The sequence below is a fragment of the Pseudomonas sp. TH41 genome, from assembly GCF_016650695.1.
Lineage (GTDB): Bacteria > Pseudomonadota > Gammaproteobacteria > Pseudomonadales > Pseudomonadaceae > Aquipseudomonas.
Map to the genome: position 1 here is coordinate 1,838,867 of NZ_JAEKFH010000003.1, position 26,579 is coordinate 1,865,445.

At 59.5% G+C, this 26,579-nt stretch carries 17 protein-coding genes and 3 pseudogenes; 9 read left to right on the forward strand and 11 right to left on the reverse strand.

All coding sequences use genetic code 11. From position 1 onward, the window contains the following. Positions 1-414 precede the first annotated feature (414 nt). Positions 415-984, reverse strand: a complete 570-nt coding sequence (locus JFU37_RS10975; RefSeq protein ID WP_201115319.1) for a HutD/Ves family protein — start codon at positions 982-984, stop codon at positions 415-417. A 10-nt stretch (positions 985-994) separates the two neighbouring features. Further along, entirely contained in the window at positions 995-1,705 is a 711-nt protein-coding gene (gene hutC / locus JFU37_RS10980) for a histidine utilization repressor (RefSeq protein WP_178082336.1), read from the reverse strand. A 146-nt stretch (positions 1,706-1,851) separates the two neighbouring features. Between hutC and JFU37_RS10985 the strand changes: the two genes are divergently transcribed. After that, on the forward strand, positions 1,852-3,216 hold the full coding sequence (locus JFU37_RS10985) for a formimidoylglutamate deiminase (RefSeq protein ID WP_201115320.1): 1,365 nt from the start codon (positions 1,852-1,854) through the stop codon (positions 3,214-3,216). Between the two features lie 123 nt (positions 3,217-3,339). Here the strand turns inward: JFU37_RS10985 and JFU37_RS10990 are convergent, their stop codons facing one another. Both JFU37_RS10990 and JFU37_RS10995 read right to left on the reverse strand, forming a co-directional pair. After that, a complete protein-coding gene (locus JFU37_RS10990; RefSeq protein ID WP_201115321.1) occupies positions 3,340-3,909 on the reverse strand; it encodes a lipocalin family protein in 570 nt (189 codons plus the stop codon). 31 nt (positions 3,910-3,940) lie between these two features. Continuing rightward, positions 3,941-4,195, reverse strand: a complete 255-nt coding sequence (locus tag JFU37_RS10995) for a hypothetical protein (RefSeq protein WP_201115322.1) — start codon at positions 4,193-4,195, stop codon at positions 3,941-3,943. Between the two features lie 348 nt (positions 4,196-4,543). On the opposite strand from JFU37_RS10995, the pseudogene JFU37_RS31265 reads away from it, so the two are divergent. Beyond that, a pseudogene (locus tag JFU37_RS31265) lies at positions 4,544-5,566 on the forward strand (HAMP domain-containing protein); the annotation flags it as partial. Positions 5,567-5,659: 93 nt separating this feature from the next. Further along, positions 5,660-6,424 carry a methyl-accepting chemotaxis protein gene (locus JFU37_RS31270; protein WP_414909658.1) on the forward strand — a complete coding sequence of 255 codons (765 nt, stop codon included), beginning with the start codon at positions 5,660-5,662 and terminating at the stop codon, positions 6,422-6,424. 116 nt (positions 6,425-6,540) lie between these two features. Here JFU37_RS31270 and JFU37_RS11005 read toward each other — a convergent pair. The 5 genes and pseudogenes from JFU37_RS11005 to JFU37_RS11025 all read right to left on the reverse strand — a co-directional run bounded on the left by JFU37_RS11005 (position 6,541) and on the right by JFU37_RS11025 (position 16,010). Further along, a pseudogene (locus JFU37_RS11005) lies at positions 6,541-7,144 on the reverse strand (DUF924 family protein). Between the two features lie 3 nt (positions 7,145-7,147). Beyond that, positions 7,148-8,158 carry a class 1 fructose-bisphosphatase gene (locus tag JFU37_RS11010; protein ID WP_201115324.1) on the reverse strand — a complete coding sequence of 337 codons (1,011 nt, stop codon included), beginning with the start codon at positions 8,156-8,158 and terminating at the stop codon, positions 7,148-7,150. 293 nt (positions 8,159-8,451) lie between these two features. Continuing rightward, positions 8,452-9,825, reverse strand: coding sequence for a DUF3999 domain-containing protein (locus JFU37_RS11015; RefSeq protein WP_201115325.1), 1,374 nt, complete (start codon positions 9,823-9,825; stop codon positions 8,452-8,454). Then, complete coding sequence (locus tag JFU37_RS11020) at positions 9,822-13,406, reverse strand: DUF2339 domain-containing protein (protein WP_201115326.1); 3,585 nt, start codon at positions 13,404-13,406, stop codon at positions 9,822-9,824. The genes JFU37_RS11015 and JFU37_RS11020 overlap by 4 nt, the downstream gene beginning before the upstream one ends. 153 nt (positions 13,407-13,559) lie before the next feature. Beyond that, positions 13,560-16,010: a glycogen/starch/alpha-glucan phosphorylase gene (locus tag JFU37_RS11025; protein ID WP_201115327.1), complete on the reverse strand. Its 2,451-nt coding sequence runs from the start codon at positions 16,008-16,010 to the stop codon at positions 13,560-13,562. A gap of 256 nt (positions 16,011-16,266) precedes the next feature. On the opposite strand from JFU37_RS11025, the gene JFU37_RS11030 reads away from it, so the two are divergent. After that, positions 16,267-16,710: a YkgJ family cysteine cluster protein gene (locus JFU37_RS11030; RefSeq protein ID WP_201115328.1), complete on the forward strand. Its 444-nt coding sequence runs from the start codon at positions 16,267-16,269 to the stop codon at positions 16,708-16,710. A gap of 157 nt (positions 16,711-16,867) precedes the next feature. On the opposite strand, the gene typA is transcribed toward JFU37_RS11030, so the two are convergent. Together typA and thiI are read right to left on the reverse strand one after the other, a co-directional pair. Continuing rightward, positions 16,868-18,688: a translational GTPase TypA gene (typA, locus tag JFU37_RS11035; RefSeq protein WP_201115329.1), complete on the reverse strand. Its 1,821-nt coding sequence runs from the start codon at positions 18,686-18,688 to the stop codon at positions 16,868-16,870. 139 nt (positions 18,689-18,827) lie between these two features. Next, on the reverse strand, positions 18,828-20,282 hold the full coding sequence (gene thiI / locus JFU37_RS11040) for a tRNA uracil 4-sulfurtransferase ThiI (protein ID WP_201115330.1): 1,455 nt from the start codon (positions 20,280-20,282) through the stop codon (positions 18,828-18,830). Between the two features lie 331 nt (positions 20,283-20,613). Here thiI and glnA point away from each other — a divergent pair, with 331 nt between their 5' ends. The 5 genes and pseudogenes from glnA to ntrC all read left to right on the forward strand — a co-directional run bounded on the left by glnA (position 20,614) and on the right by ntrC (position 26,138). Continuing rightward, positions 20,614-22,020: a glutamate--ammonia ligase gene (gene glnA / locus JFU37_RS11045; RefSeq protein ID WP_201115331.1), complete on the forward strand. Its 1,407-nt coding sequence runs from the start codon at positions 20,614-20,616 to the stop codon at positions 22,018-22,020. A 244-nt stretch (positions 22,021-22,264) separates the two neighbouring features. Beyond that, positions 22,265-22,774, forward strand: coding sequence for a DUF4124 domain-containing protein (locus JFU37_RS11050; RefSeq protein ID WP_201115332.1), 510 nt, complete (start codon positions 22,265-22,267; stop codon positions 22,772-22,774). After that, a pseudogene (locus JFU37_RS11055) lies at positions 22,771-23,389 on the forward strand (DUF4124 domain-containing protein). The gene JFU37_RS11050 and the pseudogene JFU37_RS11055 overlap by 4 nt, the downstream one beginning before the upstream one ends. A gap of 230 nt (positions 23,390-23,619) precedes the next feature. After that, on the forward strand, positions 23,620-24,705 hold the full coding sequence (glnL, locus tag JFU37_RS11060) for a nitrogen regulation protein NR(II) (RefSeq protein ID WP_201115334.1): 1,086 nt from the start codon (positions 23,620-23,622) through the stop codon (positions 24,703-24,705). Then, positions 24,702-26,138, forward strand: coding sequence for a nitrogen regulation protein NR(I) (gene ntrC, locus JFU37_RS11065; protein ID WP_201115335.1), 1,437 nt, complete (start codon positions 24,702-24,704; stop codon positions 26,136-26,138). The genes glnL and ntrC overlap by 4 nt, the downstream gene beginning before the upstream one ends. Positions 26,139-26,579 lie beyond the last annotated feature (441 nt).

Here is a 26,579-nt window from a genome sequence, read left to right on the forward strand (position 1 = left end):
GTGGACGATGGTCGAGTCTTCGTGACTCATACACATACGTCTTTACTTGTACATACAAGCATATGCAATCGAGCGGCCAACTTGTTGGTGGAGTGTTCAAGAAGAGTTTTGGGAGGGCTGAAAAGCCCATGAAACAAGGGTTCTAGCCTGGATGAAATTTTTCGGAGGGGATTTTCACAGGACGTGAGCGCTGTTACCTGAGCGTGGTTTTGCGCCACGTTGGGGCATTCGGTAACAAGTTGGCGCGGTGGGAAACGGATTTGGGGAGGGAAACGACATCGTGGGCAAACATGGCCCTCTGTAGGAGCGAGCTTGCTCGCGATGGTCGTCAACGATAACGCGTAAAACCAGGCACCCCGCGGTGTCCTTGGGTTTTTCGCGAGCAAGCTCGCTCTTACAGGAAAGGATTTTGAATCAGTGTGCAGTCAGTTCAATCACGCAGCATCGGCCGCTGACAGAGACTTCCAGCAAACCCGCGTTACCGTCGAGCTGCAGGCAATCATGGCGACCGAGTTGCGAGGCGCTGTTACCGACCTTCACTTCAAGTGCTTCGGCCATGCTGAAAATCAGCAGAGTCCCGGACTCGCTGAAAAACCGCTGCTCGCCGTCCAGCCATTGCAACCGCGCGCGGTAACGCTGTGGCGCATAAATCAGATTGAAGTCGCGAATCGGCCCGCCGAGCAATGTGCAGGACACGTGGCTCTCACCGCTGAAAGCAAATGGGTCCAGCGGTAACAGCGCACGCGTGCTCTGGCCATCGACGCTCAAGGTCATGCCGTCGCCTTGCAACACGGTGATTACCCGCTCGTAACCGGCGAAGGTAGAAAAACCACCCGACTCGCCGATGTCGGCAATCGACAGACGCCAGCCGAAACCATCAAGGCCAGTGCCTGCATCACGAGTGATTTCTTCGGTGCTGCCACCGCCGTTTTTCCACGGCATGCGCGGGTAGTCTATGGCGCGTAAAACCTTCAACTGACTCATTTTTGGCCCTCTATTTATGAAACCGGCCTTCCAGACGATGACGGGAACCGGGGTGGATCAAACGGGCCGCGGTCACCGGCTGACGACCGGACCAGGTGCGGCGGCGAATCAGCAGGCACGGCTCGCCTTTTTCAATCTGCAGCAATTTGCACTCGCTGGCCTCGGCCAGAATCGCCTCGACCACGTGCTCGCCTTCGGTGAGCGGCGCGACCTGATTCAGATAGGCGTAAGGCGTTTGCAGGGTGAAGTCTTGCTTGAGGTAGTCCGGCGCCACGAGCGCGTTGACGAAGCGGTCTTCGATTTGCACCGGAATGTCGTTTTCGAAATGCACGATCAGCGAATGGAAAACCCTCTGGCCTTCACGCATGTCGAGGGCCAGGGCGCGCTCGGAACCGGCCGCCTCTTCTTCCAGGGTGATCACCTTGCAGGTATGGCGATGACCGCGGGAGGCGATTTCGTCGGCGATGTTGTGAACTTCAAACAGCGCGGACTGACTTTTCGGTTCGGCGACGAACGTGCCGACGCCTTGCATACGCACCAACAGACCATCGGCGGTCATCTCACGCAGGGCGCGGTTGATGGTCATGCGACTGAAGCCGAGTTGATTTACCAGCTCGCTTTCCGACGGAACGCGGTAGTGCGGCGGCCAGTTCCCACTGTCGATTTGCTGGGTAATCATCTGTTTGACGCGGGCGTACAAGGGCGCCGGACTGTCGCCCATGTTCGCGGCCAACGGTGACACTTGGGGCGGAGTCGGCACGGTTAATCCTTGGTCATTTAGTAGAAGTTGCTAGCTTGCCGGAGTTTACCGAGCAGGCAAACGTCTGTATATGTATATACAAATAACACACGATGGGGTGCTGAACCATGTCCGCCTTCTTTGCCGAACGCGCGCTGCTGCCTAGTGGATGGGCCAACAATGTACGTCTTGAGGTCAACGCCGACGGCGTTTTGACTCATGTCCAGGCCGATTCTCATGCAGAAGGGGCTGAACGGCTGAGCGGTCCGCTGCTGCCGGGCATGCCGAATCTGCACTCCCACGCCTTCCAGCGAGCGATGGCCGGGCTGGCGGAAGTGGCCGGCAATCCGAATGACAGTTTCTGGACCTGGCGCGATTTGATGTATCGCCTCGTCGGAAAAATCAGCCCGGAGCAACTTGGCGTCATCGCGCGTCAGCTGTACATCGAAATGCTCAAGGCCGGTTACACCTCGGTGGCGGAATTTCATTACGTGCACCATGACACCAGCGGCCAACCGTACGCCGACCCGGCCGAACTGGCGCTGCGCATCAGCCAGGCCGCCAGTTCCGCCGGTATCGGCCTGACGCTACTGCCGGTGCTCTACAGCCATTCCGGCTTCGGCGGCCAGACCCCGAACGATGGCCAGCGCCGTTTTATCAACAGCACCGAAAACTACCTCAAGCTGCAATCGCGTTTGCAGCCAATCCTTGCGCAACAACCGGCGCAGTCGCTGGGTCTGTGTTTCCACTCGTTGCGCGCGGTAACTCCGCAGCAGATCAGCGAAGTGCTGGCCGCCAGCGACAAGCAATGCCCGGTGCACATTCACATCGCCGAACAGCAAAAGGAAGTCGACGACTGCCTGAGCTGGAGCGGGCGCCGTCCGCTGCAATGGTTGTACGAAAATACCGAGGTCGATCAGCGCTGGTGCCTGGTTCACGCCACCCACGCCAACCCGGAAGAAGTCACGTTGATGGCCAAGAGTCGCGCCATCGCCGGTTTGTGCCTGACCACTGAAGCGAACCTTGGCGACGGGATTTTCCCGGCGGTGGATTTCCTCGCTCAGGGCGGGCGCATGGGCATCGGTTCCGACAGCCATGTGTCGCTGAGCGTGGTGGAAGAATTGCGCTGGCTGGAATATGGGCAACGTCTGCGTGATCAACGACGTAACCGCTTGTATGGCGCGGATCAGCCAATGGTTGGCCGCACGCTATATGACGCGGCGCTGGACGGCGGCGCTCAGGCAATGGGTCAGCCGATCGGTGCGCTGGAAGTGGGCAAGCGGGCGGATTGGCTGGTGCTGGACGGCAACGATCCGTACCTGGCGACGGCCAGTGGCGACGGGATTTTGAATCGTTGGTTATTTGCCGGTGGCGATCGCCAGGTGCGGGACGTACTGGTCAACGGCCAGTGGGTTGTGCGTGACGGGCGTCATGCCGGTGAGGAAGACAGCAACCGGGCGTTTACCCAAGTCCTGCGCGATCTCCTGGGCTAACACCGCAAAACCTTTGTAGGAGCGAGCTTGCTCCGGGCGGCGTTCCGACGATGGAGTGTCAGTCGACATCAATGTGGCTGACCCACCATCGCGAGCAAGCTCGCTCCTACAAGATTTCCGTGATCAGTTCGAAGTCTTGGCCATCTGTGTATCCGACGCACGCCAGATCAGCCGCGTCGTGTCATAGCCCTGCTGGCGTGCCTTGCTCAGCAGCTCTTCACGCACCACACCATTGACGGTCGGGGTCCGGGACAGCAGCCACAGATACTTGCGGCTCGGGTCACCCACGATAGCCGTCTTGTAGTCATCGCTGACGTACAACACCCAGTACTCACCCTTTGACACACCCGGAATCAAGCGCGAAAGCCAGGTATCGAACTCGACCCACAATTTGTCGCTCTTGCCCGGCACCTGTGGATAGGCCTTGCCCTTGACCTCTTCCCATTGCCACTGTGCCGTCAGGCAGCGGTTCAACACGGCCACATTACCGTCAGGCAAGAGCGTGTAATGGGCTTCGGATTGCGCGCAATCGCGCTGGAAATACATTGGCATACGGGCCAACTCGTACCAGGTCCCCTGGTAGCGCTTGAGGTTGACGCTGTTGACCGTCTTGGGCGCCAATGGATCGGTGCCGGAAGTGGCACAACCAGCCAGTACCAGGCCGGCAAAAAGAACTATCAATAACCGCATCATTGTTTTTCTCCCGTGGGCGCATCGCCCCGGTTTACTTCAGGCCTTGGCCGGAAAACATCAGCACTTTGTCACCGGCGTACTGCACGCTGATAAAGCTGTTCTTGTCGCCCCAGGTGCAACTGGACATGCCGAGCGCGCCCGAGCAGTCAGCCGGTTTGCCGAGCAAGGTTTCAACCTCGGACTTGGGCATGCCGGACGATAATTTCGAATAGTTTTCCTGATTGATCTTGCTGCATGCGGCCAATAACACGCAAAACGAAAGCAGGGCGATAGATCGCAGCGACATGGTGTAACTCCAGGGCCGAAGGGGAATGGCATGGCTGCCAAGCAGAAGCTTAGAAGAGAAAACCCCCATCTGGTTCCCTCCCCGCCCGGCTATTTATCGGGCCGCTCGTCTTTCTTCTTCCGAAAAATCAGCCACTTTCTTGCGCGGTTGAGCATTTCGTCGGTTTTCGCAAAAAGCTGCCTAATCTTTGGCGCCCGCCTGTCGACACAGGTAGGAGCGAGCTCGCTCGCGATGGGCGTCAACGATAACGCGCACTCGCTGACTATACGCGGTGCCCTGAAATCCATCGCGAGCGAGCTCGCTCCTACACCAGTCCCCTCCGCGGTAGCTCATTTAATGACCAGAAACATGAAGTTCAGCCACAAGATCTTGTTGGCTGCTGCCCTCGTGGTGGCCGTTGCATTCGCTTGTTTCATCCTGTTCAACGACTATCGTCAGCGCCAGACACTGCGCAGCAGTACCGAATCCTCGATGCAGGAACTCGGCAGCCTGACCACCAGCAACATTAAGACCTGGCTGGAAAGCCGCATCCAGTTGCTGCAATCGCTGTCCCAGCAAATCGCCGTGGACGGCAGTGCTCAGGCCAACCTCAAACGCGCCATCGACCTGCCGGCGTATACCAGCAACTTCCAGCTGAGCTATTTCGGCGGCACTGACGGCGTCATGTTCTCGGTCCCGGCGGGCAATCGTGCCGCCGATTACGACCCTCGCGCACGAGGCTGGTACAAAGCAGCCAACAGCGCGCAACAGACCATCGTCACCGAACCGTACATCGCCGCGTCCTCCGGCAAACTGGTGATCACGGTCGCTACGCCGGTACAACGCCAGGGCCAAATGATTGGCGTCGCCGGTGCAGACATCGATCTGTCCAGCGTCAGCGCGACCATCAACTCCCTGAACTTCGGCGGTCACGGCCATGCGTTCATCGTCAGCGCCGACGGCAAGATCCTGATTCACCCAGACAGCAAACTGGTGCTCAAGAGCCTTGCCGATGCTTACCCGAATGGCGTGCCGAATGTCAGCCCGGGTATGAAAGAAGTCGAGGTCGACGGCAAGTCGCAATTCATCTCCTTTACCCGCGTCAACGGCGTGCCGTCGGCGGACTGGTACGTGGCATTGGTGCTGGATCAGGACACGGCGTTCTCGATGCTCAGCGAATTCCGCACCTCGGCAATCATCGCCATGATCATTGCCGTGGTGATCATCATTGCCCTGCTGGGCATGCTGATCAGCTTCCTGATGCAACCGCTGCTGACCATGGGCCGCGCCATGCATGACATCGCCGAAGGTGAAGGCGACCTGACCAAACGCCTGACCATTCACGGCCAGGACGAATTCGGTGCCCTGGGCACTTCGTTCAACCGCTTTGTGGAACGTATTCATACCTCGATTCGGGAAGTGGCCTCGGCCACCGGCCAGGTCAACGAAGTCGCATTGCGCGTGGTTGCCGCGTCGAATTCGTCGATGTTCAACTCCGACCAGCAAGCCTCGCGCACCAGCAGCGTCGCTGCGGCCATCAACGAGCTGGGCGCCGCCGCCCAGGAAATCGCCCAGAACGCCGCCCTCGCCTCTCAACATTCAAGCGATGCCCGCAGCCTGGCTGAAGACGGTCAGCAGGTGGTGGATAAAACCATCGCGGCGATGCAGCAGCTCTCGGCGAAAATCAGCGATTCGTGCGGCAACATCGAGACGCTTAACAGCAACACGGTGAACATCGGGCAGATTCTGGAAGTGATCACCAGCATCTCGCAGCAGACCAACCTGTTGGCGCTGAACGCCGCCATCGAAGCGGCCCGTGCCGGTGAAGCCGGACGCGGTTTCGCGGTGGTTGCCGATGAAGTGCGCAACCTTGCCCACCGCACACAGGATTCGGCGCAGCAAGTGCAGAAGATGATCGAAGAACTGCAAGTGGGCGCCCGCGAAGCGGTCAGCACCATGACCGACAGCCAGCGCCAGAGCGAAAGCAGCGTTGGCATTGCCAATCAGGCCGGCGAACGCCTGGGCAGCGTGACGCAGCGAATCGGTGAGATCGACGGGATGAACCAGTCCGTGGCGACAGCGACTGAAGAGCAGACCGCTGTGGTGGAGTCGATCAACGTCGACATCACCGAGATCAACACGCTGAACCAGGAAGGGGTGGAGAACTTGCAGTCGACCTTGCGTGCGTGTGCCGATCTTGAACAGCAGGCGGCGCGGTTGAAGCAGTTGGTGGGTAGCTTCAGGATCTAAGTGATCTCTCCGGCCCCTTCGCGAGCAGGCTCGCTCCCACATTTGGTTTGTGTCGTTCACAAATCCCCTGTGGGAGCGAGCCTGCTCGCGATGGCGGCATCAGCTACACCGAAGCGCTAAAACCGCGATCCAGGCCCCGAAAGAAACTCCAACTCCTCCGCCGTAGACGCCCGCCCCAACACCGCATTGCGATGCGGAAACCGTCCGAACCGCGCAATCACTGCTCGATGCCGCTCGGCATAATCCAGGTTATCGGCAAACACCGCCCGATCAGCTTCGGGCTGCTGCGCCAGCAATTCCATAAACCGCGAAACCGCTTCGTTCTGCACCGCCAGATGCTCGCAATGCTCCAGCACCAGATAGATGAACACCCGCTGAATCGGCCGTAGCTGCCGATCGAAATCCGCAGCAATGCCTTGCGCCACCAGTGCCTGAGCCCTGGAATCGCCGGAAAAGGATTGGGGGGTGTCGCGATAGATCATTCGCGGGAGTTGATCGAGCAGCAGCACCAGAGCCAGCCAACCTTCGGGGCGTTGCGCCCAGTCAGTCAATCCGCCGGCCAGTGCCTGCTCGACCCAGTCCCCCGAAACGCGTTTGCGCCTCGAGGTCCTGGCTGTCGCGCTTGCCGAACCATAACGTGCCCTTGTCAGCCGCTATTTCGTTGGGGGATTCGAGAGATCCGAACCACCACTCAAGCAACGGCTGCCAGGGCGCGGTCATGGTTTATTCCTTGTGGTAAGCCGTGACGCGTTCGACTTCTTCTTTCGAACCGAGGAACACGGCGACACGCTGGTGCAAGCCGTCAGGCTTGATGTCGAGGATGCGTTGATGGCCATCGGTGGAAGCGCCGCCAGCCTGTTCAACCAGGAACGACATCGGGTTGGCTTCGTACATCAGACGCAGCTTGCCCGGCTTGGAGGGTTCGCGGCTGTCGCGTGGGTACATGAACAGACCGCCACGGGTCAGGATGCGATGCACGTCCGCGACCATCGCGGCGACCCAGCGCATGTTGTAGTTCTTTTTCAGCGGGCCTTCATCGCCAGCCAGCAATTCGCCGACGTAGCGTTGTACCGGCGCTTCCCAGTGACGCTGGTTGGATGCGTTGATCGCGAATTCCTGAGTGGATTCCGGGATCTTGATGTCTTCGTGGGTCAGCACGAAGCTGCCCATTTCACGGTCCAGGGTAAAGCCTTTGACGCCATCACCCAAGGTCAGCACCAGCATGGTTTGCGGGCCGTAGATGGCATAACCGGCGGCGACCTGCTCGGTGCCTGGCTGCAGGAAAGCCTTTTCGTTCAAGGCTTCGTTCTGGCTCAGGTATTCGCTCGGGCAACGCAGCACCGAGAAAATAGTACCGACCGGTGCGTTGATATCGATGTTCGACGAACCGTCCAGCGGGTCGAATACCAGCAGGTACGCGCCTTTCGGGTATTTGCCCGGGATCTGGTAGGCATTGTCCATTTCTTCAGACGCCATGCCGGCCAGGTGACCGCCCCATTCGTTGGCTTCGAGCAGGATCTCGTTGGAGATCACGTCGAGCTTCTTCTGCACTTCGCCTTGGACGTTTTCAGTGCCCATGCTGCCCAGAACACCACCCAGGGCGCCTTTGGAGACGGCATGGCTGATTTCTTTGCAAGCACGCGCCACCACTTCGATCAGGAAACGCAGATCGGCAGGGGTGTTGTTGCTACGGGTCTGCTCAATCAAATAGCGACTCAGGGTAACGCGGGACATGGAAGGCTCCGGTGGAATGGGGGGCTAAAAACCCGCGCAGTTTAACGCGAGTCGTGGCGCATTTCCTCCTATCAGACGTGATACACCCAATAGAGTTCATGCGCCGGGATGAGCGTAGTTCGAAATGAACGGGATGTGGATCGGGGATGGGTGGCAGTTTCGTGATTTTTCTTTGTCTGATAGACCGCCTTCGCGAGCAAGCCCGCTCCCACATTTGACCACATGCTTGGCCATCAACTCGGTCTAGTGTGGGAGCGGGCTTGCTCGCGAATGGCGCGCAGCGCCAGCTTTTCTCAGGATTTAGCCGGGGGTTTACGCAGCAGACTGAACGCCATCGCCGCCAGGCACAAAACGCTCAGCAACAGCACCGCCCACAACCCGAACTTCTTCCAGTTCGTATCAGGCATCGCAGCCGTCGTCGCCGTCGAGGCCGGTGTCACTACCGTCCCACTCTCGACCGTCGCCTTGCCCAATGTGGCTAACCTGGCAGCGCTGTAATCCGGAATCAACGTCGACAATGGCAGGCTCGCCGCCTTCACCGTCGCACTCCCCAGCGCCAGCGTGTAGGGCCCAGGGCCACGCGCCAGGAACACCACTTGGGTCGAACGCACCGCGAACCGAACCGTCGGCGCCTCGGCACCCAGGCCACCGCCGCGATCATCCACCGTCAGCTTCAACTGCTGCACGGTTTGCCCCGACAGCGGCAATTCGTTCTGCACCACGTCCTGGCCATTCTGGGTCAGGCGATAGAGCAACCCGCTGCTCAGCGGCTGCCACGGCAAGCTGCTTTCTCGACGACCCGACAACGTCACCGGCGCCAGACTGTTGGGCTGACTCAGCTCGACCTGCAAGCGCTCGACGTTCAGCCCCATCGGCAACTGCCAAGTGTATTCGCCGGCCTTCACGCGACTGCCGGCCAATGGCTGCGACCAGACCAAAGGCAGCGGCAGGCTGCGGGGACTTGCGCTTTCCAGCTGCGCCGAGGTCAGCGTCGGTGCCGATTGTGGCGTGCTCCACAGCAAGCGCACATAGCGCGCCGATTGCCCCGGCAGGCTGACTTCATGTTGCTCGACCCGTTCGTCGGCGAACGACAACCGCGCCACCTGGCCTTCGCCCCACGATTGCCAGTGCTGCAAGTCGTCGCTGGCTTCGATGCTGAAACGCTGGAAGCCGTCGCGCTCGCTGGTCCAGTCGAGGATCAACTGTCGCAAGGGCGCCTTAATGCTGCTGGCATCAAGCAACCAGCCACGCAGAACCTCTTCTCCCGCCTCCAGCTGACTGGATGGCTGCACCTCCACCAGCGTGCCGTTAGCGCTCGATTGCACGCGCACGCTGGGTGCGCGCTCAGTGGAGTCCGCCGAATTAAACAATGGGAACCACTTTACGTCGGTCAGGGTGCGATTTTCGCGGGTTGGCGCCGGTTCTCGAGCCAACGCGTAAGCTTGGGCGTCACCGGCGGCGTTGAATACACGCACATCGCTCAGGTCGGTCTGCCGCGCATTCAGTTGCACGCTCAATGGCAATTCAAGGCGATACCACGGGCCTTCACCGCTCACGGTCAACGGCACCTGCGTGGCGAAGTCCGCCGGTTTATCCTGAGCGCCGGCCGACAACGCCACACCCAACGCCACAGCGCCCAACCAGCCCAGGTTCAACTTCTGACTCAAGACGACACTCCTTCGGTTTCCGGGGCCGGTTTTTCAGGATCCGGCGTAGCGTCGGCGCGCTTGGGCGGCAACGGAGCGAAATAGCCCACCACCAGTAACAACACACCCACGCCGATAAACGACACGATCCGCGCCAGCCCGCCGCGATTACTCAATTCGACAAAGAACAGTTTGGCCACCACCACCCCGATCAACGCCGCGCCGATCAGCCAGACCTCGCGGCGATGGCGCAGATGGCCGCCGATCATCAGACCCAGGGCCATCAAGGTCCAGACGATCGATAGACCGGCCTGTACCAGCATGGACTCGAGCAACGCTCGCAGCTCGAAGGGCACGCCGCTCCAATGGTGAGCCGTGCGCATCACCAGCGCGGTGAAAAAGATAAACAGCGAAACCCCGGCAATCAGTTGCGTGGCGTATTCGGCGTAGTCCTTGCGAAACGACAGGTGTGTGATTGCGCTGCGGGACCAGACGTAGACGCCGAACAGCGCAAACAGCAGGCCCAACTCCAGTGGATTGATCAGCGGCACGTAAGGCAACGGCTCGGCGGTGCCGTCGCTGACGATGTTCGCCAGCCAGAACCAGCCGAGCATCAGCACTGCCAGAGGCGCGGCGGCGTACAGCCGGTATTCGCGCGAATAGGCTGACACCGGCCACGGCCAGCGGCGAGGTGCAGCCATCAGCACCAGATAAAGACTCGGCAGGATCGCCCAACCCAACCAGCGCCAGGCATTGTACTGCTCGGACAGCAACAGCAGGCCGTAGCGCAGCTCCAGCGCCAACACACCCAACAACAGCCAGCAACCCAACACATGAGCGGCGCTCAGCGCACGCTCCGGCAACATCGGCGCCAGACGTCGCAAAGAGGTGAAATGCACGACGAACACCGCCGCCCAGGCCAGCCAACCGAACTGGGCGGCCGGGTGATAACGCGCGTGCCAAGCGGCGAGTAACACCACGCCGGCCGCGGGGATCAGCAAGGTGCAAAGCAAGCCAAGCGACGACCATTTCAGGCGCAATGCCAACACGGTCCACAGCGCCACGCTGACGGCCACAGTCGCCAGCAACAACGTCGCATGCAGATTCACTGGCGCAAAACGCAGCACTTCACTGACCCACGCCAACGCCCACCAACCCGCGCCCCACACCAGCAGCACTTCGGACAAACGCTGCAAGCTCAGCGCATCGAAGGCCGATGCGTGGTTGCCGAGCTGCAAGCGCCAGGCCCCAACCAGCGCGGCCAAGCCCAGCACCAGCGGCGTCCAGAATCCGCTGTGCGCCAGCGGTTTCAAACCTTCGCTGGCCAACGGGCCTAATAGATCCGGGCCGGCCAGCATGAACGCTGCGCCGCCAATCACCTGCAACAACAGGCCGAAAACAAAACTCACACGTTGCTTCAAATACAGGCTTAGCCAGATGATGAACAGACCACTGGCCGCCCACACCGCGCTCGCGGTTTGCCAAGGCAAGACAAACAGCACCGCCAAATTGATCAGCACCAGACCGGCGAGCAACACCACCGACAAGCCGCGCAACAGTCGAACGTCACTGCGAACCATCTCATCGCGAGCCGCCAACAGCATGCCGGCGATCAACGCCAGACCGATCAGCGACGCGCTCAACAGCCCGCTCCAACCCGCACTGAACACAGCCGCAGACTCACCGCTCGAACCTTGTAGCCGCAGCAGGAACAACGCCCCGCCCAACAACTGCACGGCAAACGCGGTGAACAGGAACGTGCGCGATTGCAGGCGCAGGCCGACAAACAGCGTCGCCAACCCCGCCAACGCCCAACTGATCGTCGTGCCCTGAATAAAGAAGAACAACGGCGCCAGCAGATAAAGGAACGTCAGACCGAGGCAGGCCAACACCGGCAGCCCTTTACGCTCCCATTCCAAGGTCTGCCCGGGCAAGGCTTTACGCAATTGATAGAAGCTGAACAGCAACGCCACGCCGAGCATTAACGCACCCAACGGCGCGCCGTCCAGCAGGCTGCTTTCCCCGGTCCGCAGCTCACTGAGAAACGCCAGCGCCGAGCCCAGTTGCAGCAACAAGGCAAAGGCTCGGGCCAGCGGTCGTTGTTGACGCAGCCCGAGCCAGAAAATCCCCGCGCCCTCCACGGCCCAGGCAGCGGCGGTCCACCGTGCGTCGAGTCCCAACGGGATCGCCAGGCTGGCGAAGATCACGCCCAGCGCCAGACAGGTCTCCGCCAGCAGCAACGCTCGACCGCCCATCAGCAGTCGCGCCAGCCCCATGTAGATCATGCCCAGCGCCAGCGCGCTGAAGGCTGCCGCGAACTCCAGATGCTGGACCAGCGCAAACTGCAAACCGAAGCCCACCAGCGGTGGACCAAACAGCATCGTGCCGTCGACGTAATCGCCCTTGCGCGCCGACCAGTGCAGCAACGCATCACGACTGTCATCCTCGGGCGCGTCGCTCATTTCCAGCAACTTGCGTCGGGCAAACAGCAGGCCGATAGCCAGGTACATCAAGAAGAACACAATCAGGAACGGCTCGGTGCTCCATAGCAGTTCCGGCGTGTAAGAACGCAGGCCCCAGGCGAAACCGATGCCGAAGGTGCCGGCAAAACCGATCAGGTTCAGCAGCCGCCAGGCCTTGAACCACGCAATCGCGAGGATGCCGGCGTTGAGCAAGGCGAAGTAGCTGAAGAGTGCGATGTGGTTGCCAGCGCCGGTGGAGGTCAGGATGGGGGCGGCGAAACCGCCCAACGCGGCAGCACAGGCCAAGGCCAGGGAATCCTGAGTGATTGCCAGAATGGCGGAAAACACGGTCACGGCCACCAACAAGCCCAGGGCGGCGGTCGGGTCGAGCAACGGGTGCAGGCGCATCGCTGCAAACACCGTCAGGTACAACACGGCGATGCCGGTGCCTTGCAGCATCAACGCGTAATTGCTATTACGCGTTCTGAGCCACCATCCCAGCCCGAGAAGGCCCAATGCCGCCGCCGCAACACCGGCATAACGCAATTCGATGGGCACCACCATGCCTTCAGTGGCGTAACGCAGCAGGAACGCCAAACCGAGGAACAACAGCACCACGCCGACCCGCAACACCGTATTACCGCCAAACAGCCAGGCGCGAGCGCCGCTGATGCCGCGTTCGATGACGTTGGGGCCGCGCGGGGTGGCGGGTTGTCGCGCTTCACGGGTAACCGGTTCCGGTTTCCAGGCATCGACGGGCAGTGGCCGGGTTTGCATGGACGCAGCAGCCATCGGTTCGAGTTCGGGAGGGAGTTCCCAGATCAGCTCCGGCGGCTCGACAGGAATTTCGCCAAGTGTGAATTCAGGGGCCGGGGCGAGGTCGCTGGCAAGCGGTTCGCCAGCTTCAGGCCGTTTGACGCCAGACACCTCCAGCAAAGCCAGACGCTCTTCGAGCGCCTTCAGCGCCACTTGCGCCTGTTCAAGTAGCCCGCGCTGCTCGGCCGTTTGAGACCCCAAGCGGCCGATGCGAATGGCCTGGCCAATACCCAACCCGAGCAGCGCGCCCAACAGCGCATCGCTGAACGACTCGTCGAGTAGCCAGCCCAGCACCAGTCCAATCAGCATGAACATCCATTGCATGGTCGATATCCCTAAGCGCATTGGCTAATCCCGGAAGACTAGCGCAGCCGGCATCAAAAAGATCGCAGCCTTCGGCAGCTCCTCCAAAAGCGCGGAATTACGCGATCCTGTAGGAGCTGCCGAAGGCTGCGATCTTTTTAGCCGAGCGAAGACTTACTCCAGCGCCTTCCAGATATCAGTGGCGTACTCACGAATGGTCCGGTCGGAGGAGAACCAGCCCATCCGCGCCGTGCTCAAGACTGCCGAACGCCACCACGCTTGAGAATCGTGCCAATGCGCTTCAACGCGCATCTGCGCGTCCCAGTAGGAATCGAAATCGGCGCAGACCAGGAAGCGGTCGTAGTCGATCAGCGAATCGATCAAGCCCACGTAACGGGACGGTTCATCCGGCGAAAACACCCCGCCGCGAATCGCTTGCAACACGTCATTGAGGCGATGGGAGGCGGCAATGTCCGGCGTCGCGTTGAACTCATGGTTCTGCTTACGCGCTTCAACCTGCTGAGCACTGAGACCGAAGATAAACATGTGCTCGGCGCCGATACGCTCGCACATTTCCACGTTAGCCCCGTCCAGGGTGCCGATGGTCAGTGCGCCGTTGAGGCCGAACTTCATGTTACTGGTGCCCGACGCTTCAAAGCCTGCGGTGGAAATCTGCTCGGACAAGTCCGCCGCCGGAATGATGCTCTCCGCCAGGCTGACGTTGTAGTTGGGCAGGAACACCACTTTCAGCAAACCGCGCACGGTCGGGTCGTTGTTCACCACCCGAGCGATGTCGTTGGTCAGTTTGATGATCAGCTTGGCCTGGTGATAACTGGCGGCGGCCTTGCCGGCGAAGATCTTCACCCGCGGTACCCAGTCGATTTCCGGCTCGGCGCGAATCGCCTGATACAACGCTACGGTGTGCATCAGGTTAAGCAGTTGCCGTTTGTATTCGTGGATCCGTTTGACCTGCACGTCGAACATCGCCGCCGGGTTGACCGCGACCCCCAGCCGCTCGTGAATGATGTACGCGAGGGCTTTTTTGTTGTGCAGCCGCTGTTCCGCGAACGCTTTGCGGAAAGCAGACTTCTCGGCGAACGGTTCCAGTTCGAGCAAGCGTGTTTCTGCGCTGTCCAGCAGCTCAGGCCCCAAGGCGTCGACCATCATCGCCGTCAGCTCGGGGTTGGCCTGGTAGAGCCAGCGGCGGAACGTGATGCCGTTGGTCTTGTTGTTGATCCGGTCCGGGTAGAGTTTGTGCAGCTCGGAGAACACGGTTTTGCGCATCAGCTGCGTGTGCAGCCCGGACACGCCGTTGACGCTGTGGGAGCCGAGGAACGCGAGGTTGCCCATACGCACGCGACGGCCGTTGTCTTCCTCGATCAGCGACACGGCGCGCAGCACGTCGAAATCGTGAATGCCTTTGGCCCGCAGGGAATCGATGTGCTGGGCGTTGATCAGGTAAATGATCTGCATGTGCCGCGGCAGCATCCGCTCCATCAACCCGACCGGCCAGGTTTCAAGCGCTTCCGGCAGCAATGTGTGGTTGGTGTAGGACAGCGTGTCGACGGTGACCTGCCACGCCGCGTCCCACGCCACGTCATACACGTCGACCAGCTGGCGCATCAGTTCGGCCACGGCAATCGAGGGGTGAGTGTCGTTGAGCTGGATGGCCGCGTGATCGCCCAGGGTCAGGACCGAGGTGTGCATGTTGCGATGACGGCGCAGCAAGTCCTGCAAGGACGCGGCGACGAAGAAGTATTCCTGACGCAGGCGCAGTTCCTGGCCGGCTTCGGTGCTGTCGGCCGGGTAAAGCACGCGGGAGATACTTTCGGCCCGGGCCACTTCCGCCACGGCCCCCAAGTGGTCGCCGGCGTTGAAGCGTTCCAGGTGCAAGTCTTCCATGGCCCGTGCGCGCCACAGACGCAGCGTGTTGACGCTTGCCCCACGCCAGCCGACCACCGGCGTGTCATAAGCAATCGCGCGCACGGTTTCCACTGGGGTCCACACTTGCTTGGACTTGCCGGTGTCGTCAGTGACGGTTTCAACGCTGCCGCCGAAGCCGATCGGGTAAACGACTTCTGGGCGTTCAAATTCCCAAGGGTTACCAAAATCCAGCCAGTGTTCGGTTTGTTCCTGCTGCCAGCCGTCGACAATGGCCTGACGGAACAAGCCATGCTCATAACGAATGCCGTAACCGTGGCCGGCGATGCCGAGCGTCGACATGCTTTCCATGAAGCACGCGGCCAAGCGGCCAAGGCCACCGTTACCCAGCGCCGCGTCGGGTTCCAGCAGGCGAATGCGTTCAAGATCGACGCCGAGTTCGGTCAGGGCCTCGCGGGCCACATCGAGCAAACCCAGGTTGCTGAGGCTGTCGTAGAGCAGCCGGCCAATCAGAAATTCCAGCGAGAGGTAGTAAACGCGCTTCTGACCCTTGCGGTAAATCTGCCGGGTGTGATCCATCCAGTGCTCGACCATATGATCCCGCGCGGCCAGGGCAATGGCTTCGAACCAGTCGTGGTCGAAGGCGTGATCCGGGTCTTTACCCACCGCGTAGGTGAGTTTGGTCAAGACGGCGTCGCGAAATGCGGCCACCTCTGCTTCGCGAACAAGTGGTTCTTGAGTCATCGATAGGACCTCGAGCGAGCGTGAAGTAGTTGAGCCTAGACGGTGTGACAGGCCATTGGGAGTCTGGTTCGGCAGTTTTTCCCGTTAGTGTGAGATAGGTCGACATTACCTTGTCGCGCACTGTAAAGAATGCAGGCCTCGTGCCGCAATACGGGTATTTCTGGGCGACACTCGAAAAAATCTGGCGAAAGGTTGTTCAAAAATCCACCAGTCCCGGTATGATCGCGCGCCCTGATGCACACGCTGGTAACAACCGATGATGAAGTCCAACCTGATCGCTGCCGCAGAGATCGATCGCCTCGACACCTGGGCCAAGTATTCCGCCCCGATGTGCGGCTCCTGCGTGTCCAGCTGCTGCACCTTGCCGGTCGAGGTCAAGATCAAGGATCTGATCCGTATCGGCATCGTCGATGAATTCGAGCGCGGCGAGCCGCCGAAGAACATCGCCAAGCGTTTGCAGAAGGAAGGGATCGTCGAACGTTACAACCAGAAATCCGAGATTTTCACCCTCCAGCGCATGAGCAACAACGATTGCCTGTACCTGGATCGTAAGAGCCGTCTGTGCACTATTTATGAAAAGCGCCCGGATACCTGCCGTAACCACCCGAAAATCGGCCCACGGCCGGGGTATTGCGCTTACAAGCCCAAAGAAGTGGCGCGTGAGACCAGCAGTAGCCGTCGGACCCTCGAGAAATTTTAAACCCCAAAAGATCGCAGCCTTTGGCAGCTCCTACAGGCGTACACATAAACCTGTAGGAGCTGCCGAAGGCTGCGATCTTTTGATTTTGTATCCAGACAAACAAAAACGCCCCCGACCTTGCGGTCGGGGGCATTTTTTTGCCAGCTAACTAAATAACTTAGTTACCGGACTTCTTGGCAGCGCGGGTACGCTCGCTTTCGCCCAGGATCTTCTTACGAAGACGGATGGACTTAGGAGTGACTTCGCACAATTCGTCTTCTTGAACGAATTCCAGAGCCTGCTCCAGGGTGAAGCGGATAGGCGGAACCAGAGCGATGGTTTCGTCTTTACCCGAAGCACGCATGTTGTCGAGCTTCTTGCCTTTGGTTGGGTTGACGCCCAGGTCGTTGTCGCGGCTGTTGATGCCGACGATTTGGCCTTCGTACACGTCTTCACCGTGACCCAGGAACAGTTTGCCGCGAGCTTGCAGGGTTTCCAGCGAGTAAGTCAGCGCCTTACCGGTAGCCACCGAAACCAGCACGCCGTTCTGACGGCCGGACATGTCGCCGGACTTCATCACGTCGTAACGGTCGAAGATCGAGGTCAGGATGCCTGCACCGGAGGTCAGGGTCAGGAACTCGTTACGGAAACCGATCAAGCCACGAGCCGGGATGTTGTACTCAAGGCGCACACGGCCCTTGCCATCCGGAACCATGTTGGTCAGGTCGCCTTTACGGATACCGATCTGTTCCATGATCGAACCTTGCGATTCTTCCGGCAGGTCGATGGTCACGTTTTCGTACGGTTCGTGCTTGACGCCGTCAACCATGCGGATGATCACTTCCGGACGACCAACACCCATTTCGAAGCCTTCGCGACGCATGGTTTCGATCAGTACCGAGAGGTGCAGCTCACCACGGCCGGAGACTTTGAACTTGTCGGCGGTGTCGCCTTCTTCAACGCGCAGGGCAACGTTGTAGAGCAATTCTTTGTCCAGACGTTCCTTGATGTTACGGCTGGTGACGAACTTGCCTTCACGGCCGCAGAACGGCGAGTCGTTAACCTGGAAGGTCATCGAAACGGTTGGTTCGTCAACGGTCAGCGGCTTCATCGCTTCGACGTTCAGTGGGTCGCACAGAGTGTCGGAGATGAACAGCGAATCGAAGCCGCTGATGCAGACGATGTCGCCGGCAGCTGCTTCTTCAACGTCGATGCGGTGCAGACCGTGGTGACCCATCAGCTTCAGGATACGGCCGTTACGGCGCTTGCCGTCGGCATCGATCGCCACAACCTGGGTGTTCGGCTTGACGCGACCACGAGCGATACGGCCAACGCCGATGATGCCCAGGAAGCTGTTGTAGTCCAGTGCCGAGATTTGCATCTGGAACGGACCGTCACGGTCGACTTTCGGCGCCGGTACGTTGTCGACGATCGACTGGTACAGCGGGGTCATGTCTTCAGCCATGTCGGTGTGTTCCAGACCGGCAATGCCGTTCAGGGCCGAGGCGTAGACGACTTTGAAGTCCAGCTGTTCTTCGGTAGCACCGAGGTTGTCGAACAGGTCGAAGATCTGGTCCAGAACCCAGTCCGGACGTGCGCCTGGACGGTCAACCTTGTTGATGACCACGATTGGACGCAGGCCGGCTTCGAAAGCCTTCTTGGTCACGAAACGGGTTTGCGGCATAGGGCCGTCTTGAGCGTCAACCAGCAGCAGAACGGAGTCAACCATCGACATTACGCGTTCAACTTCGCCGCCGAAGTCGGCGTGGCCCGGGGTGTCCACGATGTTGATGTGGTAGCCGTTCCAGTTGATGGCGGTGTTTTTCGCCAGAATGGTAATACCGCGCTCTTTCTCCTGGTCGTTGGAGTCCATCACGCGCTCGTCGTTGAGCTCGTTGCGCTCCAGGGTGCCGGATTGACGCAAGAGTTTGTCTACCAGGGTGGTTTTACCATGGTCAACGTGAGCAATGATGGCGATGTTGCGTAGATTTTCGATCACTTGTGTATCTCGATCAGAGGATTCGGTGTGCTGACAAGTCTTGGCAGCGATTAACAGTAGAGTCCGGCAAAGCCGTTACAGCTTGACGGCGGCGTCGGGGGGCCGGTGACGCAGGCCACAGGCAAACAGCCCCGGGCACTTAGCTCGGTCGATAAACGCGCACATTGGCATGCCCCTCACTGAGCAAATGGTGGGCATGCAGGCGACTCATCACGCCTTTGTCGCAATACAACAGGTACTGGCGAGTAGGGTCCAGTTCCTTGAAACGAGCGTTCAATGCATAGAAGGGCATCGTTTGTACCTCGATACCAGCCAGGCTCAGCGGGTCGTCTTCAGCGGCATCCGGGTGACGGATGTCGATGATGATCTGACCGGCCAGCGCTTCGCTGACTTCTTCAATCTGCACATCCTGGCCCAATTCATCGATGACACGATCGATCGGTACCAGTTTGGCGTTCTCGAGCGCACGCTCGAGTACCGCCATGTCGAATTCTTTCTCTTCATGCTCCACGCGCGGTCGCTTGGCGTGGGTCTTGGGGTTCACCGAGATGACCCCGCAGTACTCCGGCATGTGCTTGGCGAAGTCGGCAGTGCCGATTTCGTTAGCCAGGTCGATGATGTCCTGCTTGTGACTGGCGATCAGCGGACGCAAAACCAGCTTGTCGGTCACGCAGTCGATCACGGACAGGTTCGGCAGCGTCTGGCTGGAAACCTGGGAAATCGCTTCACCGGTGACCAGCGCCTCGATGTCGAGTCGATCAGCAATACGGGAAGCAGCGCGCAACATCATACGCTTCAAAACTACACCCATATGACTGTTATCGACTTTCCCGAGAATTTCTCCCAGTACTTCCTCGAACGGCACACTGACAAATAACACGCGTTGGGAGCTGCCGTACTTCTTCCAGATGAAATGCGCGACTTCCATAACGCCCAATTCATGGGCACGTCCGCCCAGATTAAAGAAGCAGAAATGGCTCATCAGGCCGCGGCGCATGATCTGGTAGGCAGCCACGGTGGAATCGAAGCCGCCAGACATCAGCACAAGCGTCTGTTCCAGTGCGCCCAGCGGATAACCACCGATGCTGTTGTGCTGGCTGTGGATCACGAACAACCGTTTGTCGCGAATTTCGATGCGAACTTCGATTTCCGGCTCTTTCAGCGAGATTCCGGCGGCGCCGCACTGACGACGCAGTTGGCTGCCGACGTATTTCTCGACGTCCATCGAGCTGAATTCATGCTTGCCGGCACGCTTGCAGCGCACCGAAAAAATCTTCCCGGCCAGCGAATCACCGAAGTGCTGCTTGCACTTGGCGACGATGTCGTCGAAGTCACCCAACGGGTATTCATCGACTTGCAGAAAATGCGCGATGCCCGGCATGCAGCTCAGGCGCTCGGTCATCTCCTTCAGGGCCTTGGGCTCGCTGACGCGGGTTTCCAGCTCGAGATTGTCCCACACACCGTTCACCACCACGGCCGGGTCCAGATCGCGGAGCACGGTGCGGATGTTTTTGGCCAATTGGCGGATGAAACGCATCCGTACCGGGCGGCTCTTGATGGTGATCTCGGGGAAGACTTTTACGATTAGTTTCATGAAAACAGCGCGCGCTGGGCCAGCCGAAAAAGGGGGGCGCGGATTATAGCGGAAATTGCTCAAGGTTTAACCAGTTAATGTGCAGAAGGTTTTGCGCGCACCAAAACAGGTCATTCTTGAATTTTAACGCAACATTGTAGGGCGATATTTCTAGCTTTAAGACGTCGGATGCCTTTATAAGCGTGATATTGGGGCAAAAAACCCATGGTGGGGCACTGGCATGCAATTTGCTCCCTTGTGAGGCAGGTTGCCTTGGCAGAGTATTCGCGCCGGCATCACCCACATTCTAAGGGCATCCACTACTTAAGCCCGAAGCCACCCGGAGGACACTATGTCGAAGTCGGTTCAACTCATCAAAGATCATGACGTCAAGTGGATTGATCTGCGCTTCACAGACACCAAGGGCACTCAGCACCACGTGACCATGCCGGCTCGCGACGCGCTGGATGACGCTTTCTTCGAAGAAGGCAAAATGTTCGACGGCTCCTCCATCGCTGGCTGGAAAGGCATCGAAGCCTCCGACATGATCCTGATGCCGGACGACAGCACTGCCGTCCTCGACCCGTTCACCGAAGAGCCGACCCTGATCCTGGTTTGCGACGTGATCGAGCCTTCGACCATGCAAGGCTACGACCGTGACCCACGTGCGATCGCCAAGCGTGCCGAGGAATACCTGAAGTCGACTGGTATCGGCGACACCGTATTCGTAGGTCCAGAGCCAGAATTCTTCATCTTCGACGAAGTGAAGTTCAAGTCCGACATCTCCGGTTCGATGTTCAAAATCTACTCCGAACAAGGTTCGTGGATGTCCGACCAGGACGTGGAAGGCGGCAACCGTGGCCACCGTCCAGGCGTCAAAGGCGGCTACTTCCCTGTTCCGCCGTTCGACCACGACCACGAAATCCGTACCTCCATGTGCAACGCCATGGAAGAAATGGGCCTGGTCATCGAAGTTCACCACCACGAAGTGGCAACTGCTGGCCAGAACGAAATCGGTGTGAAATTCAACACCCTGGTGGCCAAGGCTGACGAAGTACAGACCCTGAAGTACTGCGTACACAACGTTGCTGATGCATACGGCCGCACCGCGACCTTCATGCCTAAGCCTCTGTACGGCGACAACGGTTCGGGTATGCACGTTCACCTGTCCATCGCTAAAGATGGCAAGAACACCTTCGCTGGCGAAGGCTATGCCGGCCTGTCCGATACCGCCCTGTTCTTCATCGGCGGCATCATCAAGCACGGTAAGGCCCTGAACGGCTTCACCAACCCGTCGACCAACTCCTACAAGCGTCTGGTCCCAGGTTTCGAAGCACCGGTAATGCTGGCCTACTCGGCTCGTAACCGTTCTGCTTCGATCCGTATTCCTTACGTGTCCAGCCCTCGCGCTCGCCGTATCGAAGCCCGCTTCCCGGATCCGGCAGCCAACCCGTACCTGGCCTTCGCTGCCCTGGTAATGGCTGGCCTGGACGGCATCCAGAACAAGACCCACCCTGGCGACGCAGCTGACAAAAACCTGTACGACCTGCCGCCTGAAGAGGCGAAAGAGATCCCACAAGTTTGCGGCAGCCTGAAAGAAGCCCTGGAAGAGCTGGACAAAGGTCGCGCGTTCCTGACCAAAGGCGGCGTTTTCAGCGACGACTTCATCGACGCTTACATCGCCCTGAAAAGCGAAGAAGAAATCAAGGTACGCACCTTCGTACACCCACTGGAATACGAGCTGTACTACAGCTGCTAATCCGGTAGCGCCTGCGCACGCGGCGTGACAAAAAAGAGGCCTCCTTCGGGAGGCCTTTTTTGTGGGCAAGATCAAGAGATCGCAGCCTTCGGCAGCTCCTACAGGGGCACGCCGATCCAGTGTAGGAGCTGCCGAAGGCTGCGATCTTTTGATCTTGCTTTCTATATCCAAATTTTTGCAACTTGGGTCAACCGCCACCCCTGACCTATGCTGCAACCCAACGCTCTCGCTTCCGGTCGATTTTATGGGTCGTGGTTTTCTATTGATGTGGCTGCTCATCACCCTGCCCGCCGCAGCGCAGATCTATAAGTACACCGACGCCGACGGCAATACGGCCTACAGCAATCAACCACCTGACGGGGTGAAGGCACAACCGGTCGAGTTGCCGCCGCTTAATAGCGTTGAACGCCAGGCCCCTCCTGCGCCACCCACCGAAGCCAGCAGCAGCGAACAGCCTTCAAAAGCGTACGAGGTGCTGGAGCTGACCAATTTGCCCACCACCGAAGCCCTGCGCGCCAACAATGGCACCTTCACCGTCAACGTACTGATCAAACCCCGCCTGCAAGGCCCGCATCTATTCAGGCTGTGGCTGGACGATCAGCCGTACGGACAGCCGAGTAACGTGCCGATCCTGCAGCTGGTCAACATTGATCGCGGCGAACACAGCCTCGCGGTACAGGTGATCGACGGGGAAACCATCGTCCAGCAGAGTCCGACCGTGACCTTCACCGTACAACGGGTGCATAAGCCATGAAGGTGTGGCTGCTGCTCGTGTGCTTCATCACCTTGCCCGCCATGGCCGAAGTCTTCACTTATGTCGATGCCCAGGGTAACCGCGTCTTCACCGACCAACCCGGTGCCGGCAACGCCAAGCGTGTGCCGATGACACCCGGCAATCGCATGTCCGCCAACCCCACCGGCGCACCGCCGGTCGTTGCCGGGAAGAAAATTGAAACAAATCCACTGTTCCACTACGACATGCTAAGAGTGCTGGCGCCAGCGCCCGACGCCACCGTTCGCAGCAGCGCTGGCGAATTGATCGTTAGCGTCACCAGCGAGCCAGGCCTGCAACGCAGTCATCGTTACCGCTTGCTGCTCGACGGCCAACCGACTGCAGAACCCGGCCCAAGCCCCGTGTTCGCCCTGAGCAATATCGACCGAGGCAGCCATCACCTGGCTGTGGAGATCCTCGACGAGCAGGGCCGCACCGTCGAACGCACCGCCAATCAGCCTTTCCACATGCTGCGCATATCCCTCGCGCAGAAGCGCCAGGTCATGCCCTGCACCCTCGGTGATTACGGCCGACGGCCGGAATGCCCCCTCAAAGACAAACCCAAAGATTAAAAAACCCTTCCTGCGGTTTATTTAACCTCGTTCAGGTTTGCGCTCTATATTGGTGCATGAGCTGCACCAATTCCCACATCCCAGCCCATTTTGGTTCGAAAGTACCCGCGAAAGCTGGCAGAACGCCACGCAAATGAGCGTCAAACGCCCGTTTCAGGCCTTAAACGCTTCTTTTCGGAGCCTTGGTTTGGTTTTTGCATTTTCCTCGTATCAGCGCGTGTTTTTTGCGCACGCTCCGCTCCAAAAGAGGTCCTGATGACCATTAGCGACGCACTACACCGTTTGCTACTCGACAACCTGACCACCGCCACCATTTTGCTCGATGCCGAACTGCGCCTCGAGTACATGAACCCGGCGGCGGAGATGCTTCTGGCCATTAGCGGTCAGCGTAGCCATGGGCAGTTCATCAGTGAGTTGTTCACCGAATCCGCCGAGGCGCTGAATTCCTTGCGCCAGGCCGTCGAGCAGGCCCATCCGTTCACCAAACGGGAAGCCATGCTCACCGCACTCACCGGCCAGACGCTGACCGTCGACTATGCGGTAACGCCCATCCTGGCCAGCGGCGCGACCATGCTGCTGCTGGAAGTCCACCCTCGGGACCGCTTGCTGCGGATCACCAAGGAAGAGGCGCAGTTGTCGAAGCAGGAAACCAGCAAGATGCTGGTCCGCGGCCTTGCTCACGAAATCAAGAATCCGCTCGGCGGGATTCGCGGTGCCGCACAACTGCTGGCGCGAGAGCTGCCGGAAGAAAGCCTGCGCGACTACACCAACGTCATCATTGAAGAAGCCGATCGCCTGCGCAATCTGGTGGATCGCATGCTCGGTTCCAACAAATTGCCGTCGCTGGCCATGTGCAACGTCCACGAAGTGCTGGAACGCGTCTGCCATCTTGTCGAGGCGGAAAGCCAAGGCTGCATCACACTGGTGCGCGACTACGACCCGAGCATTCCCGACGTCCTGATCGACCGCGAGCAGATGATTCAGGCCGTCCTGAACATCGTGCGCAACGCGATGCAGGCCATCAGCAGCCAGAACGAGCTGCGCCTGGGCCGCATCAGTTTGCGCACCCGCGCCATGCGCCAGTTCACCATCGGCCACGTGCGCCATCGCCTGGTGACCAAGATCGAAATCATCGACAACGGTCCCGGCATTCCCGCAGACCTGCAGGAAACCATCTTCTTTCCCATGGTCAGCGGTCGCCCGGACGGTACCGGGCTCGGCCTGGCCATTACCCAGAACATCATCAGCCAGCACCAGGGTTTGATCGAATGTGACAGCCACCCAGGCCACACCACCTTCTCGATCTTTCTGCCACTGGAACAAGGAGCCACATCGACATGAGCCGTAGTGAAACCGTGTGGATCGTCGATGACGACCGTTCTATCCGTTGGGTCCTGGAAAAAGCCTTGCAACAAGAGGGCATGACCACGCAAAGCTTCGACAGCGCCGATGGCGTGATGAGCCGCCTGGCGCGCCAGCAGCCAGACGTGATCATCTCCGACATCCGTATGCCGGGTGCCAGCGGCCTGGACCTTCTGGCGCGGATTCGCGAACAACACCCACGGCTGCCTGTCATCATCATGACCGCTCACTCCGATCTGGACAGCGCTGTCGCGTCCTATCAGGGCGGCGCATTTGAATACCTGCCCAAACCGTTCGATGTCGATGAAGCGGTGTCGCTGGTCAAGCGCGCCAACCAGCACGCTCAGGAACAGCAAGGCCTCGAAGTCCCGGTCGCCCTGACCCGTACGCCGGAAATCATCGGCGAAGCCCCGGCGATGCAGGAAGTATTTCGCGCCATCGGGCGCTTGAGCCACTCCAACATCACCGTGCTGATCAACGGCGAATCCGGGACCGGCAAAGAGCTGGTGGCTCACGCACTGCACCGTCACAGCCCTCGCGCGGCTTCGCCATTCATCGCGTTGAACATGGCGGCGATCCCGAAAGACCTGATGGAATCCGAGCTGTTCGGCCATGAAAAAGGCGCGTTCACCGGCGCCGCCAACCTGCGTCGCGGTCGCTTTGAACAGGCCGATGGCGGCACGCTGTTCCTCGACGAAATCGGTGACATGCCAGCAGACACCCAAACCCGTTTGCTGCGGGTGTTGGCGGACGGCGAGTTTTACCGGGTTGGCGGCCATGTGCCGGTGAAGGTCGATGTGCGAATCATCGCCGCGACTCACCAGAACCTGGAAACCCTGGTGCAGGCCGGGAAATTCCGTGAAGACTTGTTCCATCGCCTGAACGTCATCCGCATCCACATCCCACGTCTGTCCGACCGTCGCGAAGACATCCCGACCCTGGCCAAGCACTTCCTCAGCCGCGCCGCGCAGGAACTGGCGGTCGAACCAAAGCTGCTGAAAAGCGAGACCGAGGAATACCTGAAGAACCTGCCGTGGGGTGGCAACGTACGTCAGCTGGAGAACACCTGCCGCTGGATCACGGTGATGGCTTCGGGTCGTGAAGTGCACATCAGCGACTTGCCGCCAGAGCTGCTGAGCCTGCCGCAGGATTCGGCGCCGGTGACCAACTGGGAGCAAGCGCTGCGCCAGTGGGCCGATCAAGCCTTGGCACGTGGCCAATCGAGCCTGCTCGACAGCGCCGTGCCGGCCTTCGAACGGATCATGATCGAAACCGCCCTTAAACACACCGCCGGTCGCCGCCGCGATGCCGCCGTTTTGCTGGGCTGGGGGCGTAACACCCTGACTCGCAAGATCAAGGAATTGGGCATGAAGGTTGATGGTGGGGATGATGATGAGGGGGATGAAGGCTGAGCTCCTCTTAGAATCTAACGGTTAGCGAAAAGATCGCAGCCTTCGGCAGCTCCTACAGGTGTACACATACCTTGTAGGAGCTGCCGAAGGCTGCGATCTTTTTTTGCCTGTGCACCGCAGCAATGCACCGTGACCCGCAATCGCGCACGGCAACTGATTCGAAAACTCGCCTGAGTTCGCAATCGAACCCCTATCGAAAAAACACGAAAGCCCCGTATTACGGGGCTTTCGACGTTTAGAGGCGGCTTTTTGTTTCAACCTGTTAAAACCTGGCACGCCCCCTGCAATAGTCCATTCAGTGATTCAGTTCACTTCCCAGTTTCGGGGACCTTGGTACAGGCAGGCCGGGGATTCCCCTCTTTACACCGGGCTCATACCGCACAAGCGACGAGCCCACCCCGTTTTGGGGCCCTTGATACAGGCAGGTCAGGGGTTCCTTCT

Excerpts from the sequence above, each read along its gene's own strand:
- glnA (WP_201115331.1), top strand. The coding sequence starts at position 20,614 with ATGTCGAAGTCGGTTCAACTCATCAAAGATCATGACGTCAAGTGGATT.
- thiI (WP_201115330.1), bottom strand. The coding sequence starts at position 20,282 with ATGAAACTAATCGTAAAAGTCTTCCCCGAGATCACCATCAAGAGCCGC.
- glnL (WP_201115334.1), top strand. The coding sequence starts at position 23,620 with ATGACCATTAGCGACGCACTACACCGTTTGCTACTCGACAACCTGACC.
- JFU37_RS10990 (WP_201115321.1), bottom strand. The coding sequence starts at position 3,909 with ATGATGCGGTTATTGATAGTTCTTTTTGCCGGCCTGGTACTGGCTGGT.
- JFU37_RS10985 (WP_201115320.1), top strand. The coding sequence starts at position 1,852 with ATGTCCGCCTTCTTTGCCGAACGCGCGCTGCTGCCTAGTGGATGGGCC.
- JFU37_RS11025 (WP_201115327.1), bottom strand. The coding sequence starts at position 16,010 with ATGACTCAAGAACCACTTGTTCGCGAAGCAGAGGTGGCCGCATTTCGC.
- JFU37_RS11030 (WP_201115328.1), top strand. The coding sequence starts at position 16,267 with ATGATGAAGTCCAACCTGATCGCTGCCGCAGAGATCGATCGCCTCGAC.
- JFU37_RS10975 (WP_201115319.1), bottom strand. The coding sequence starts at position 984 with ATGAGTCAGTTGAAGGTTTTACGCGCCATAGACTACCCGCGCATGCCG.
- JFU37_RS11010 (WP_201115324.1), bottom strand. The coding sequence starts at position 8,158 with ATGTCCCGCGTTACCCTGAGTCGCTATTTGATTGAGCAGACCCGTAGC.
- JFU37_RS11050 (WP_201115332.1), top strand. The coding sequence starts at position 22,265 with ATGGGTCGTGGTTTTCTATTGATGTGGCTGCTCATCACCCTGCCCGCC.
- JFU37_RS10995 (WP_201115322.1), bottom strand. The coding sequence starts at position 4,195 with ATGTCGCTGCGATCTATCGCCCTGCTTTCGTTTTGCGTGTTATTGGCC.
- JFU37_RS11020 (WP_201115326.1), bottom strand. The coding sequence starts at position 13,406 with ATGCAATGGATGTTCATGCTGATTGGACTGGTGCTGGGCTGGCTACTC.
- ntrC (WP_201115335.1), top strand. The coding sequence starts at position 24,702 with ATGAGCCGTAGTGAAACCGTGTGGATCGTCGATGACGACCGTTCTATC.
- JFU37_RS31270 (WP_414909658.1), top strand. The coding sequence starts at position 5,660 with ATGTTCAACTCCGACCAGCAAGCCTCGCGCACCAGCAGCGTCGCTGCG.
- hutC (WP_178082336.1), bottom strand. The coding sequence starts at position 1,705 with ATGGGCGACAGTCCGGCGCCCTTGTACGCCCGCGTCAAACAGATGATT.